This window comes from Ruoffia sp. FAM 26255 (genome assembly GCF_045528525.1).
GTDB classification, from domain to species: domain Bacteria; phylum Bacillota; class Bacilli; order Lactobacillales; family Aerococcaceae; genus Ruoffia; species Ruoffia tabacinasalis.
This window is the reverse complement of sequence record NZ_JBGQQX010000026.1, coordinates 17859-31964: the sequence shown is the minus strand read 5'-3', so window position 1 is coordinate 31964 and position 14106 is coordinate 17859. Positions and strand designations below refer to the sequence as shown.

Sequence of the window (14106 nt, the reverse complement as noted above, 5' to 3'; positions counted from 1 at the left end):
TTTTAGAGACCGTATTTTACTTATGACGCGATTATATGTCCCTCAGACAAATAAAAAAGATCAAGCAACAACTTATGCTGCTTGATCTTGATTAAAATGAGTCATCAACCCTATTTGACAAAGAGCCTTTATTTTGTAAAAATTTCCTAGATTCGACATTATTTGTATTAGAAATATCAAGTGGATTCCCAAGATTCTCGTTATTATATAGATGTGAGGAGGAATAAGATGTTACAGAGTTTTAATGAAATCATGGACTATATTGAATTGCATATTGAAGAAGATTTAAAAATTGACGATCTCGCAAAAAAAGCCGGCTTGTCCGTCTATCATTTAAAGAGAACTTTCTCATTCATTGCAGGCATTTCAATCGGCGAATATATAAAAAATCGAAAGTTTACACTCGCTAATGAACAACTCATCCAAAAGAAAAATGTTACAGATGTAGCACTAAGATTTGGCTATCAAACCGTGGAAGGTTTTTCAAGAGCTTTTCGGGAGTGGAGTGGTTATCTGCCTTCTGAAGTCATTAAGAATAACATTCAACAATCTTATTTTAAACTCTCATTTTATATAGATATTCGAGGAGGAGAAATAATGGAATTTAAAATCGAACATAAAGAAGCATTTAATATTGTTGGTGTTAAGGCGTCAGTGCCGATTCAATTTGAGGGTGAAAATAACCACATCGTCAATTTAGCCGAGTCAATTACAAACCAGCAAAAAGCAGAGATGCACCGATTAAAAGGATTATATCCGAATCAAATCATCAATGCATCATATAATTTTGATGACAAACGACTTGAGGAAAAAGGGCAACTCACTCATATGATTGGCTTTTTAACTACAGAGGACAATACCTTTGAGGATTTAGAACAAGTAAATGTTGAAAAACATACTTGGACAATTTTTCCAAATACAGGACCATTCCCTAATACATTACAAGATACTTGGGCGAAGATATATTCTGAATGGCTACCGTCATCGAAATATGAGTTAGTCAAAGCACCTGAAATTTCGTTCACTCAATTTGATAGTTCCCAAGATAACGTATATAGTGAAATTTGGCTTGCAGTTAAAGAAAAATAGAACCACCAAATTCACACATTGATAGCCCCAGTCTTCCAACTAATCAGGAAGGCTGGGGCTTTTTTCATTCCAACTATTCATCGACCATTAAATCAAACCCTTGCTTTTCAACAACTTGCAGTAATTTTTGACGTAATGGATTCGGTGTACTTAATTTACGAACCACTTGATCGGTGTATGTATCAGATCGACGATTTTTTTCACGGGTGTCATAATAATACGACATCTCTTCGTCATACTCTTTCAGTTCAGTAGTTATTTCAGCCACATAAGGATATGAATTTTCTCCTACTTTATATTTAAGGTCCATTCTCGGTTTTAATTGAGGATTATCATCAGGATAACCAAACAACATGCCAACCATGGGAAACGTTAATTCAGGTAGCTCTAAGATATCGATAATTTCTTGCGGGTCATTTAGAATACTTCCTAAGTAAACTGCGCCGAGATCGTATGATTCAATTGCGGTCGTCAAATTTTGTGCAGCTAAGTATGCATCCGCAACTCCTTGGAAAAAGATATCCATCGTTCGGTAACTCTGACCATTATAGCCTTTTTCCTGAGCAATTTGCTTCATACGGAAAGTATCCACCACATAGATTAATAATTCAGGTGCTTCAGCTACATAAGCTTGTTTACAGACTTCAGCGATTTGGTCCTTTTTCGCTTGGTCCGTGACGCGAATCACAGAATATGTTTGCATTCCAGAACTTGTCGCTGTCCGGTTCATAATCGTGAATAGCTTATTTCTTAAGTCGTCATCAACTGGCTTATCTTTAAAGAAGCGTATCGTTCTGTGTTCTAATTGATGACTTGTCGTGTAATTTTGCATATGCTTATGACCTCTTTCTTCTAAACATTGAGATAATTGTAGCATAAATTTTTTTATATGACTTTTCCTAAGCATAGAAAATTATCTTAAGGTTTACATAAATAAGTTTAATAAGTATGAACGGGTGAAATAATTGATATAAGAGTTTTCATCTAGTAAGATTAAGACATCAAAAGAATAAGGAGAGTGCCGTTTCATGAAGAAAATTTTGAATGATCCGAGTCAAATTGTTGATGAAATGTTAGAGGGTTTAGCATATGCGCACAATGACATTGTAGAAAGATTATCTGGGTTTGATGTTATCACTCGGATTTCTGAGAAAAAGAATCGAGTGGCGGTTGTATCCGGTGGTGGTGCCGGTCATGAGCCATCGCACGCAGGTTTCGTAGGTGAAGGTATGTTATCAGCAGCGGTAAGTGGTCCAGTATTCACTTCCCCAGCACCAGATCAAATTCTAGAAGCAATTAAGGCAGCAGATGAAGGCGCAGGTGTTTTCTTAGTAATCAAAAATTACTCAGGAGACGTTATGAACTTCGAAATGGCACAAGAGTTAGCAGAGATGGAAGATATCGACGTTGAAACAATTATTGTTGACGATGACATCGGTGTAGAAGACTCGCTATATACACAAGGTAAACGTGGGGTAGCGGGAACGGTCTTAGTACATAAAGTGGTTGGATATTTTGCTGATCAAGGAAAATCATTAGCAGAAATCAAAGAAATCGCGGATGCACTTGTACCAAATATTCATACAATTGGTCTAGCTTTAACAGGAGCAACAACACCTGAAGGTGGTAAGCCAAGCTTCAATTTAGCAGACGATGAAATTGAATATGGTGTTGGTATTCATGGTGAGCCAGGATATCGTTCTGAAAAGTTAAAACCTTCAAAAGACTTAGCTGAAGAATTAGTCACTAAATTATTAGAATCATTCGAAATTAAAGAGAATGAGACGATTGGTGTCTTTGTTAACGGAATGGGTGGAACGCCATTAATGGAGCAATATGTATTCATGAATGATGTTCGTGCATTACTTGAAGATAAAAATATTGATGTTCGCTTCAAAAAAGTTGGCGACAATATGACGTCACTTGAAATGCAAGGACTTTCATTAACATTAATTAAATTCGAAGACGAGAAATGGCTAGAAGCATTGAATGCACCAGCAAACACAATTGCTTGGAAATAGGAGAGATGGTTGATGGAATTAGAAGTAGTATTAAAATGGATGGAACTTTTCAATGAGAAAGTTCAAGCAGAAAAAGTTAAATTAACAGAACTAGACACACCTATTGGAGATGCAGACCACGGGAATAATATGTCCCGTGGAATGAAAGCTGTTATGGAAGGCTTAGAAACAGACCAGCCAGAAACAGCAGCGGACGCTTTAAAAGTGGTAGCAAAAAATCTCTTGAGTAAAGTCGGAGGCTCTGCGGGTCCTTTATACGGTTCTGCAATTTTAGGTTTAGCTAAGGGTGTGCAAAATGAAGCAGAGTTGGCAGAGTCAATGAATGAAGGATTGGAGGCAATAAAAAAACGTGGTAAATCCACTGAAGGCGAAAAGACAATGATTGATACATGGTCACCCGTTGTGAAAGCACTCAAAGAAGGTGGCTTAACTTCAGAAGTGATCCAAGCTGCAGTTGAGAACACAAAAGATATGAAAGCAACGAAAGGAAGAGCTTCCTACGTTGGCGAGCGTTCAATTGGACATATTGATCCTGGTGCATACTCCTCAGGATTATTATTTGAAGCATTTATAGAAGCAGGAGGCATAGAATAATGTCGGAATATGGAATTGTCATTATGTCACATTCGAAAGATATAGCTCAAGGAATTCATAATTTATTAGATGAAGTAGCGAAAGATGTCAGTATTACCCATGCTGGTGGAGACGAAGATGGCGAGATTGGAACAACGTTTGACGCCGCTTCAGAGATGATTGAAAAGAATCCAAAAGATAAATTGCTCGCGTTTTTTGATCTTGGAAGTGCAAAGATGAATTTAGAAATGGCAGTCGAAATGTCAGATAAAGAAGTGAAAGTATATGAAGTTCCAGTAGTTGAAGGAGCATATACAGCCGGTGCACTATTACAAGCAGAGGCAGACATAGAAGTAATTGAAGTACAGCTTAATGAGTTAAAAATAAACAAATAAAAAAATGGAGGTAGGCAATTATGGATTTTGTAGGAGAATTATTAGGGACGTTTATATTGGTATTATTAGGTAATGGTGTTGTTGCAGGTAATGTGTTAAAAGGAACTAAGGGCGAAAACACAGGTTGGATTATGATTACACTTGGTTGGGGTCTTGCGGTAACTTTAGGGGTACTTGTGTCAGGTTTCTATAGTCCAGCTCACTTAAACCCAGCAGTTTCGATTGCTTTCGCAGTCTTAGGACAAGTATCTTGGGGTACAGCATTTATGTATATTATTGCTCAAATGATTGGAGCAATGTTAGCGCAAGTTGTTGTTTGGTTACAATACTTACCGCACTGGGATATGACACCAGACCCAGAAACTAAATTAGCTGCATTCTCAACAGCGCCCGCTGTTCGTGATACGACGTCAAACTTCATTGGTGAAGTCGTTGGTACAGCAGTCTTAGTAATTGGTGTAATGGCAATGGGACCAAATAACTTATCATCAGGTTTTGGACCATTCGTCGTTGGTGCGATTGTAGCATCAATCGGACTTTCACTTGGTGGAACAACCGGTTATGCAATTAACCCTGCCCGTGACTTAGGTCCACGTATCGTTTATCAATTCTTACCAATGAAAAACAAAGGAAACGCTGACTGGGGCTATTCTTGGATTCCGGTATTAGGACCAATCGTTGGTGGTATCGTTGGAGGATTAATTTATAATCTAGTTTTAGCAGGTATTTAATTTTTTGAGACGCATTGAGTTAAAAAAAGGAGAGAATATGAATGGCTGAAAAATATATTATGTCAATTGACCAAGGGACAACAAGTTCACGTGCAATTATTGTTAACAAAAAAGGTGAAATCGTTGGAAGTGGCCAGGAAGAATTCGAACAAATTTACCCACAAAGTGGTTGGGTAGAGCATGATGCGAATAAGATTTGGAATAATGTCCAAGCTGTAATTTCAAAAGCAATTATTGAAAGTGAATTACAACCAGAAGACATTGAAGCCATCGGTATCACAAATCAACGTGAAACGACTGTCATCTGGGATAAAGAAACTGGAAAACCAATCTACAATGCTATTGTGTGGCAATCTCGTCAAACGGCTTCAATCGCTAATCAATTAATTAAAGATGGACACACAGATATGATTCAAGGGAAGACTGGATTAGTCATCGATGCGTACTTCTCAGCAACAAAAGTTCGTTGGATTCTTGATAAAGTTGATGGTGCTCAGGAACGCGCTGAGAACGGCGAATTATTATTCGGAACAATCGATTCATGGTTAGTTTATAAATTAACCGGTGGAGATGTTCACGTAACAGACTATTCAAACGCGGCTCGTACGATGTTATTTAATATTCATGATTTAAAATGGGATGACGAAATCCTAGAATTATTAAATATTCCAGCCTCAATGCTTCCAGAAGTTAAATCAAACTCTGAAGTTTATGGATACACTAAGACATATCATTTCTATGGAAAAGAAGTGCCAATCGCAGGGATGGCAGGGGACCAACAAGCAGCCTTATTCGGACAAATGGCTTTTGAACCAGGTATGGTTAAAAATACTTACGGAACAGGTTCATTTATGATTATGAATACGGGTGAAGAAGCTAAAGCTTCTGAGAACAACTTAATTACTACAATTGGTTACGCCATTGATGGTAAAGTGCACTATGCATTAGAAGGATCGATCTTCGTTACTGGAGCAGCGATTCAATGGTTACGTGATGGTCTTGAGTTATTCAAAGAATCACCAGAAACTGAAGAGATGGCATATAAATCAAATAGTGAAGATGAAGTATATCTAGTACCAGCATTTACTGGTTTAGGTGCACCGCATTGGGACTCAGCAGCTCGTGGTTCAGTTTATGGTTTAACTCGCGGTACTACTAAAGAAGACTTAGTTAAAGCAACATTACAGTCAATTGCTTATCAATCACGTGACGTATTAGAAACAATGAAGAAAGATACTGGTTTAGAGATTGAGGAATTACGTGTTGATGGTGGGGCAGCAATGAACCAATACTTAATGCAATTCCAATCTGATATTGCGAACGTAAAAGTTGTACGTGCAAAATTATTAGAAACGACTGCTCTAGGTTCAGCTTACTTAGCTGGTTTAGCTGTAGGTTATTGGAAAGACCAAGAAGAATTGAAACAATTAATTGAAGTCGGGGAAACATTCGAACCTGATATGGCAGAAGATAAACGTGAAGCTTTATATGAAGGATGGGAAAATGCAGTAGACGCAACAATATATTATGCTAAGAAATCTCAAGGAGGAGATGAGTAGTGGCAGTTCTATCATATCGCTCAAGATCTGAAGTAATTGAACAGTTACAAGCAGATACATTTGATTTAGTAATCATTGGTGGCGGTATTACTGGGGCTGGACTGGCGGTACAAGCAGCGGCGAGTGGAATGAAGACAGCCTTGCTCGAAATGCAAGATTTTTCTGAAGGAACAAGTAGCCGTTCAACGAAATTAGTACATGGTGGCTTACGTTACTTGAAGCAATTTGATGTAGAAGTTGTATCTGAAACAGTTCAGGAACGTGCAGTTGTTCAAGGCATTGCACCGCACATACCGAAACCAGATCCAATGTTACTACCATTATATGACGAACCAGGCGCATCTTTTTCTCAATTAGAGTTAGAAGTGGCGATGGATTTATATGACCGTTTAGCTGGTGTCGAAGAGACGGACTTTGCGAATAACCTCTTAACAAGAGAAGAGGTTATCGAAAGACAACCAAACTTGGCTAAAGAAAATTTAATTGGTGGCGGTTTTTACTTAGATTATCGTAATAATGATGCACGCTTAGTTATTGAAAACATTAAGCAAGCCCATGAAGATGGTGCAGCAGTCTTAAGTCGGGCAAAAGTGACTGGCTTTGAATATGATGATCAACAAACGATTCAGTCTGTCGTAGTTGAAGATATGCTGAGTCAAGAATCATTTAAAGTAAAAAGTCAATTAGTCATTAATGCAACCGGACCGTGGAGTGATACAATTCGAGCACTTGATACGGAAGTTGAATCAACACCTCAAATGCGCCCAACTAAAGGGGTCCATTTGGTTGTTGACGCTAAGAAGTTACCTGTTAACTCACCAATATATTTTGACAGTGGTGAAGGAGACAAACGAATGGTATTCGTCCTACCAAGAGAAACTAAAACGTATTTCGGAACAACGGATACAGATTATGATGGAGATTTAAAACTCCCTCAAGTCAGCTTGCATGACGTTGAGTATTTACTTGAGATTGTGAATCGCCGTTTCCCAGAAGCTGAAATTACAATTGATGACATTGAGGCGAGTTGGGCAGGGTTGAGACCGCTGATCTCAGGAAATAGCGGATCAGATTATAATGGAGGCCATAATGGCGCGTTATCGGATGAAAGCTTTGATGAATTAGCTTTATTATTTACTGAATATAATGAAGGAAGAGTTCCAAGAGCGGAAGTTGAGAAGGGAATTCGGGACGCAAATCGTAATATTGCGGAGTCTGGAAACGACCCATCCGCAATTTCTCGTGGAAGTGATTTATCTGTTAGTGAGTCTGGACTTCTGACACTTGCTGGCGGTAAGATTACTGACTACCGTAAAATGGCCGAAGGCGCGATGAAAGTCATTATCGATACTTTAAACAAAAAGACCGATAGAGAATTTACTTTAATTGATTCCAAAGCGTATCAAGTGTCTGGTGGACATTTTGATAAAACGCGTGTCGATGAATCCATTCAAGAATTTGCTAAATTATACGAAGAAGCAGGTTTGAATTCAGAAGAGGCTGATTACTTAGCAAATCTATACGGTTCAAACGCTGAACGTGTATTAGAATATTTAGATCAAGCCAAAGAATATGCAGATAAATTATCATTGCCAGTCAAAGATGCGATGAGTTTACTCTATGCAATTCACGAAGAAGCAAACCTGACTAGTGAAGATTTCTTCTTAAGACGGACAAATTACATGCTCTTTAGAACGGATGAGATGCATCATTTAGTTGAGCCAGTCCAAGCAATCATTACTGAAGAGTTAGGATTAAGTTCAGAAGAAAGTGAAAGACAAGCCAAAGAATTAGAAGAATCAATGAGTGAACATGCACTCAAAGATTTAAAATAGTTAAACTCAAACATCCCCTTTGTAAAGATTATAATTCAAGTTAATTATATTTAAATTAACATTTAACTTTTCAAAAGGGGATTGTTTTTGTATATTTTATGCAAACGTTTTACTAAATGAAGAAAGGAAGATTGAATGGCAAAGCAAACAAGTATTAACTTAAGAAAATCTGTAATTTACAGTATCTTTGTTAGAAATTTTACTGAAGAGGGTACATTCAAAGCAGTCATCCCTGAATTAGATCGAATTAAAGAAATGGGTACAGATATCGTCTGGTTTCTCCCGATGTATCCTTTAGGCGAGGAAAGCCGCAAAGGGGAAGATGGCTCGCCGTATGCGATAAAAGATTACCGCAGTGTCGATCCAAATTACGGTACAATGGAAGACTTTGAAGAATTAATCGAAGAAATCCACAATCGTGGAATGAAAGTTATGATTGATATTGTCTATAATCATACATCACCTGATTCTATTCTTGCTAACGAACATCCTGACTGGTTTTATAAAACAGCCGAAGGTCATTTTGGAAACCGTGTCGGTGACTGGAGTGACATTGTTGATTTGGATTATCAGCATCCTGATCTATGGAATTACCAAATCGAATCACTAGAACAATGGGTTAAACGTGGTGTAGATGGGTTTAGATGTGATGTGGCACCTTTAGTACCGATTGAGTTTTGGTTACAAGCACGTGAAGCCGTAGAGGAAATAAATTCAGAAGTGATTTGGTTATCCGAATCAGTCCATCCTGGTTTTATTCGAGAATTAAGATCAAAAGATATGATTGCACTAAGTGACAGTGAAATTTATCAAGCCTTTGATATGACTTATGACTATGATGTTCATGATCATTTTGAACTATATTTAGAAGGCAAGATTGATATCGAAGCGTATATCGAACGTCTTAAAGTACAAGATTACACGTATCCTTGGAATTATGTGAAGATGAGAAACTTAGAAAACCATGACCACTTACGAATTAGACATCGTATCCCAAAAGACAGTGAATTAATGCAGTGGACAGCCTTCACCTTTATGCAAAAAGGATCGTCACTGATTTATAACGGACAAGAAGTATTAGCCGAGATGACACCAAGTTTATTTGATCGTGACCCGATTGACTGGGAGAGTGGGCATGATATCAGTGAGTTTTTAGCTAAGTTAGCCCATGTTCAGAAAGAATTTGTTCCATTAGATGGTTTATATTCACTGGAAGCAGATAATAAGACAAATACAGTGACTTTAAATTATAAAAATGCTCAACAAACTTTTTATGGAGTCTTTAACTTAAAAGACTCAGAAGGACTCATCGATTTCCCAGTCGCAGATGGCGAATACACGAATTTAATATCAGATGAAAAAGTAACAATTACTGACGGAAAGCTAGATATAGCCAATACGCCACTGGCTTTACTTGTGAATAATTACTAATTATGAAATAAATGTGAATTTTTTAGTTGAAAACGCTTGATTAATGCAAACGATTGCGGTATTATAATTGTAGTAATTAAAGCGTTTACACAAACGCAAAAATAGGAGGAAAATCAATGAAATTTGATTGGAAAAAATTGTTACTGGTGCTACAACTGCAATTCTAGGAGCATCTGTCGCTGCAAGTGTATTACTACCTGCACAGGAAGTATTAGCACAAGAGGAAACACTAATTATCTCTGCTGCTGGTCATTATGACTATGTTATTGAAAATATCGAAGCTTTTGAAGAAGAGCATGGTGTAAGTGTTGAAGTTTGGGACACAGATATGTTCGAAGTATTAGATGGTTTAGCATTAGATGGACCTGCTGGAACAGGAGCGGACGTAGTTATCGCACCTTATGACCGTATTGGTTCATTAGGTATGCAAGGTTTAATCCAACCTGTGACTCTGAATGAGGATGCTGGCTACAATGAGACAGATCAGCAACAAGTAACTATGGACGGTCAAATTTATGGAGCGCCAACTGTTATTGAAACATTAGTAATGTTCTACAATACAGAATTATTAGATGCTGCCCCTGAAACATTTGAAGAATTAGAAGCGATTTCTCAAGATGAGCGTTTCGCATTTGAAGGTGAAGAAGGACGTAACGTTGGTTTCTTAACTAACTGGGTTGACTTCTATATGACTTATGGTCTATTGGCTGGTTACGGTGGATATGTATTTGGTGAAGATGGAACAAATACTGAAGACATTGGATTAAATAATGAAGGCGCTATCGAAGCTATTGAATACGCAACAAACTGGTACCAAAACACTTGGCCACAAGGTATGTTAGACGTAACTAGTGCTACAGACTTCATTAACCAATCATTCATGGAAGGTAATACTGCTGCAGTAATTACTGGACCTTGGATGGCAAATGATTTCAATAACTCTGGAATTCCTTATGCTACTACAACAATCCCAACATTACCTAATGGTGAAGAATACAAACCATTTGGTGGAGGGAAAGCATGGGCAGTCTCAGCCTTTACTGAAAAAACTGAATTAGCACAAGAGTTCTTAAACTGGGTAACTAGTGAAGAGCAACAAACAATTATGTACGAACGCTTAGGCGAAATTCCTGCGAACCAAGTAGCTCGTGAGCAAGCAGCTCAATCAGACAGCGAGTTAACAGCAGCTGTAATTGAAGTATATGAAAACGCAGTGCCAATGCCAAATATCCCTCAAATGGCCGAGGTATGGGTAGGAGCTGAAAGTTTAATGTTTGATGCAGCTTCAGGAACTAAAACTGCAGAAGAATCAGCAAACGATGCAGTTGAGTTAATTACACAAACAATTCAACAAAATTATTAATACTGAAATAAACTAACAATGTCTGGTTGGCCTACGCCAGCCAGATTTTTTAATCATTAGTTTGGGAAGTATTAGAGGAGGCTTTATGATGGAAGTGGAAAAAAAGTCAATTCAAAATGAAAAATTGGCAGCTGCCTTATCGATTATCCCAGGTCTTGGGCAACTTTATAATAAGCAAATTATAAAAGGTATCTTATTTTTAGCTGTAGCTGTTTTATTCGTTTATGAATTAAATGTTTTTGGAATTCAAGCCATATATGATTTAGTAACGCTTGGAACAACACCGATGGAAGATCATTCATTATTTATGATGATTCGAGGAACATTACAAGTATTAGTTACAGTCATATTTTTATTTTTCTACGTATTCAATATTTATGATGCGAAGAAAGTGGCGTCACACTGGAACACTGGTATTCACGTAAATAAAACTTTCCGTGAACTTTTTAATAATGTATATAAAAATGGATTTCCATATTTATTAATTGTACCGGCATACTTAGCAATGATCTTTGCAATTATATTCCCAGTTCTCGTAACGATATTTATGGCATTCATGGACTACAGTATTATGAATATGCCACCGGCAAAATTATTAAGTTGGGTAGGTTTAGAAAACTTTCTTAATATATTCACTTTAAGTACTTTCCGTGATGCATTCACATCGGTATTCTCTTGGACAATTATTTGGACGCTATGTGCGACTACATTACAAATTGTTTTAGGAGTGTTCACAGCAGTCATTGCTAACCAACCGTTCATTAAAGGTAAACGTATTTTTGGGGTTATTTTCTTATTACCGTGGGCTGTGCCTGCGTTCATTACAATCATGTCATTCTCGAATATGTTTAACGATTCAGTTGGAGCAATAAACACGCAAGTTATTCCCTTTCTGAATAACTTTATCCCATTCATGGATATCGGCCGTATTGCTTGGAAGACCGATCCCTATTGGACCAAAGTTGCAATTATTATGATTCAAGGTTGGTTAGGTTTCCCTTATATTTACGTTATGACGACAAGTATTTTACAAGCGATTCCTGAAGATTTATATGAAGCAGCCAAAATTGATGGTGCCGGAGCGATTAGACGTTTCCGTGACATTACAATGCCGACAGTCTTAGCTGTAGCAGCTCCAGTATTCGTTACTCAATATACTGGGAACTTTAATAACTTCTCTATGATCTATCTATTTAATGATGGTGGACCCGGAAGTGCGGGTGGTGGGGCCGGTCAAACGGATATCCTAATTTCTTGGATATTCAAGCTGACGACGAATAACTCCCCTCAATATTCACTTGCAGCTGCTTTGACAATCATCGTGTCATTTATCGTTATTGGTGTGACGCTGATTGTATTTAAACGGACAAATGCATTTAACATGGAGGATGAATAATTATGAAGAAGAAAGGTTCAGCGAAAGCAAAAAGACTCATCGGACAGATCTTAACGTATTTATTTATGATTGTCTTATCGATTATTATCATTTACCCGCTTTTAGTAACAGCGAGTTCGGCCTTTCAGGCAGGTAATATCACGTCCTTCTCATTAGATTTAAATGCAACATGGACGTTAGATAACTTTAGACGATTATTCGATGAGACGATGTATGGTAGATGGTATGTCAACACATTAATCGTAGCCTTCAGTACAATGATTGTTCAAGTAACCATTGTTACTTTAGCAGGTTACGCATACAGTCGTTACCGTTTTATGGGACGAAAAAATAGTTTAATGATGTTTTTAATTATCCAAATGGTTCCAACAACCGCAGCTTTAACAGCCTTCTTCGTCATGGCTTTCTTATTAGATGCGATTAATGAATTTTGGTTCCTTTCATTCCTTTATATTGGTGGAGGTATTCCAATGAATACTTACTTAATGAAAGGATACTTTGATACAGTACCTTATGACTTAGATGAATCCGCAAAAATTGACGGTGCCGGACATATTAGAACGTTCTGGGAGATTGTAACACCACTGGTTAGACCTATGATCGCCGTTCAAGCTTTATGGGCATTCATGGGACCTTTCGGGGATTTCATGTTAGCTAGATTCTTATTAAGAAGTCAAGAATCATATACGGTCGCTGTTGGTTTACAAACTTTTATTAATGACACTCGAAATCAACGTGTCGCACTCTTTGCCGCTGGTGCAATCTTAATTGCGGTTCCAATCTCCATTCTATTCTTTATGTTACAAAAGAACTTTGTATCTGGATTAACGAGTGGTGGTACTAAAGGTTAGATAAGGAAGGATTTTATATGGCGCAAGTATTTCCAATTAATTATTTTATAACTGCTTTCTCTGCAGTTAAAAGCTTTACACAAAGACAGTATTTAAAACACTGGCAAAAGCTAGTTGTCATGATTCTACTCGCTTCATTAATGATGATACCTTTATCATTTCAGTTAGGTAGAACAACTGGCGCAGACCTAACAAACTATGTGCCAGAAGTGATGGATTATATCGACGAATCAGTCGTTCAAGAGTTAAATACACTTGATAATAGTGGAACAGATCTTATGATTACTGAAGAAAAAATCATTAAAGAAAATGATGAACTCATTATTGGCTTAGCACCTTCAACTGAAGCAGCTGAAACATTATTGAGTGATCGAGGAGGTATAATTTATACTTCTGATCAGACCATTTTTGGCGAAGACAGCTCATCTCTATTTTATCAACCTTACACGGGTGATAAAGCAATGAATGAAGTCGAAGATGTGGGGAGTTTAAAAACACTCATGTCACAACAATGGTTTTGGAGTAATCGAACATCAATTGTCTTAACAAATTATATTCAATTGAGTGCACTAATAATAGTGAGTCTACTATTATTAGTATTAGGATCAAGTTTCTTTCTATCCTTTATGCGCAAAAATGATATGTACGATATTAATTCATATTCTGAAGCTTTAACCATCGTCTTAAATTGTTTAGGATTACCAACTTTAATTGCCATGGTCATTGGTTTAATTAGTGGAAACCCAACAACAATGTTAACGGTTCAAGGGTTGTTATTTGTACTAATGTTAATGTGGGTTTATTGGAAGACTCACTTTAATGATACATATGTACAGAAGAATAAAGAATAATTATTGGATTG

Annotated in this window: 13 protein-coding genes; 12 read left to right on the top strand and 1 reads right to left on the bottom strand. The window is 37.3% G+C overall.

Annotated features, from left to right (window positions below):
• Positions 1-228: 228 nt before the first annotated feature.
• On the top strand, positions 229-1089 hold the full coding sequence (locus ACEN31_RS06535; RefSeq protein ID WP_407108986.1) for an AraC family transcriptional regulator: 861 nt from the start codon (positions 229-231) through the stop codon (positions 1087-1089).
• 73 nt (positions 1090-1162) lie between these two features.
• On the opposite strand, the gene ACEN31_RS06530 is transcribed toward ACEN31_RS06535, so the two are convergent.
• A complete protein-coding gene (locus tag ACEN31_RS06530) occupies positions 1163-1921 on the bottom strand; it encodes an NADPH-dependent oxidoreductase (protein ID WP_407108985.1) in 759 nt (252 codons plus the stop codon).
• 196 nt (positions 1922-2117) lie between these two features.
• On the opposite strand from ACEN31_RS06530, the gene dhaK reads away from it, so the two are divergent.
• The 11 genes from dhaK (at position 2118) to ACEN31_RS06475 (ending at position 14095) form a co-directional block, all read left to right on the top strand.
• Positions 2118-3110 (top strand): dihydroxyacetone kinase subunit DhaK, encoded by a 993-nt coding sequence (gene dhaK, locus ACEN31_RS06525; RefSeq protein WP_407108984.1) that lies wholly within the window; start codon positions 2118-2120, stop codon positions 3108-3110.
• A 12-nt stretch (positions 3111-3122) separates the two neighbouring features.
• Positions 3123-3704: a dihydroxyacetone kinase subunit DhaL gene (gene dhaL, locus ACEN31_RS06520; RefSeq protein WP_407108983.1), complete on the top strand. Its 582-nt coding sequence runs from the start codon at positions 3123-3125 to the stop codon at positions 3702-3704.
• Complete coding sequence (gene dhaM, locus ACEN31_RS06515) at positions 3704-4078, top strand: dihydroxyacetone kinase phosphoryl donor subunit DhaM (RefSeq protein ID WP_338489610.1); 375 nt, start codon at positions 3704-3706, stop codon at positions 4076-4078. Before dhaL ends, dhaM begins: the two co-directional genes overlap by 1 nt.
• 17 nt (positions 4079-4095) lie before the next feature.
• Entirely contained in the window at positions 4096-4809 is a 714-nt protein-coding gene (locus tag ACEN31_RS06510) for an MIP/aquaporin family protein (RefSeq protein ID WP_407108988.1), read from the top strand.
• A gap of 41 nt (positions 4810-4850) precedes the next feature.
• Positions 4851-6368, top strand: coding sequence for a glycerol kinase GlpK (gene glpK, locus ACEN31_RS06505; protein WP_407108982.1), 1518 nt, complete (start codon positions 4851-4853; stop codon positions 6366-6368).
• Positions 6368-8203 carry a type 1 glycerol-3-phosphate oxidase gene (gene glpO / locus ACEN31_RS06500; protein ID WP_407108981.1) on the top strand — a complete coding sequence of 612 codons (1836 nt, stop codon included), beginning with the start codon at positions 6368-6370 and terminating at the stop codon, positions 8201-8203. The genes glpK and glpO overlap by 1 nt, the downstream gene beginning before the upstream one ends.
• Before the next feature lie 135 nt (positions 8204-8338).
• Positions 8339-9634, top strand: a complete 1296-nt coding sequence (locus ACEN31_RS06495) for an alpha-amylase family glycosyl hydrolase (RefSeq protein ID WP_407108980.1) — start codon at positions 8339-8341, stop codon at positions 9632-9634.
• A gap of 127 nt (positions 9635-9761) precedes the next feature.
• Positions 9762-10997, top strand: coding sequence for an extracellular solute-binding protein (locus tag ACEN31_RS06490; RefSeq protein ID WP_407108979.1), 1236 nt, complete (start codon positions 9762-9764; stop codon positions 10995-10997).
• A gap of 88 nt (positions 10998-11085) precedes the next feature.
• Complete coding sequence (locus tag ACEN31_RS06485; RefSeq protein ID WP_407108978.1) at positions 11086-12393, top strand: carbohydrate ABC transporter permease; 1308 nt, start codon at positions 11086-11088, stop codon at positions 12391-12393.
• 2 nt (positions 12394-12395) lie between these two features.
• Complete coding sequence (locus ACEN31_RS06480) at positions 12396-13244, top strand: sugar ABC transporter permease (protein ID WP_407108977.1); 849 nt, start codon at positions 12396-12398, stop codon at positions 13242-13244.
• 17 nt (positions 13245-13261) lie between these two features.
• Positions 13262-14095, top strand: coding sequence for a hypothetical protein (locus ACEN31_RS06475; RefSeq protein WP_407108976.1), 834 nt, complete (start codon positions 13262-13264; stop codon positions 14093-14095).
• The last annotated feature ends 11 nt before the right edge of the window (positions 14096-14106 follow it).

What these genes read in the sequence shown, in the direction of transcription:
- ACEN31_RS06535 (WP_407108986.1), top strand. Translation starts at nt 229, where the DNA reads ATGTTACAGAGTTTTAATGAAATCATGGACTATATTGAATTGCATATT.
- ACEN31_RS06530 (WP_407108985.1), bottom strand. Translation starts at nt 1,921, where the DNA reads ATGCAAAATTACACGACAAGTCATCAATTAGAACACAGAACGATACGC.
- dhaK (WP_407108984.1), top strand. Translation starts at nt 2,118, where the DNA reads ATGAAGAAAATTTTGAATGATCCGAGTCAAATTGTTGATGAAATGTTA.
- dhaL (WP_407108983.1), top strand. Translation starts at nt 3,123, where the DNA reads ATGGAATTAGAAGTAGTATTAAAATGGATGGAACTTTTCAATGAGAAA.
- dhaM (WP_338489610.1), top strand. Translation starts at nt 3,704, where the DNA reads ATGTCGGAATATGGAATTGTCATTATGTCACATTCGAAAGATATAGCT.
- glpK (WP_407108982.1), top strand. Translation starts at nt 4,851, where the DNA reads ATGGCTGAAAAATATATTATGTCAATTGACCAAGGGACAACAAGTTCA.
- ACEN31_RS06495 (WP_407108980.1), top strand. Translation starts at nt 8,339, where the DNA reads ATGGCAAAGCAAACAAGTATTAACTTAAGAAAATCTGTAATTTACAGT.
- ACEN31_RS06485 (WP_407108978.1), top strand. Translation starts at nt 11,086, where the DNA reads ATGGAAGTGGAAAAAAAGTCAATTCAAAATGAAAAATTGGCAGCTGCC.
- ACEN31_RS06480 (WP_407108977.1), top strand. Translation starts at nt 12,396, where the DNA reads ATGAAGAAGAAAGGTTCAGCGAAAGCAAAAAGACTCATCGGACAGATC.
- ACEN31_RS06475 (WP_407108976.1), top strand. Translation starts at nt 13,262, where the DNA reads ATGGCGCAAGTATTTCCAATTAATTATTTTATAACTGCTTTCTCTGCA.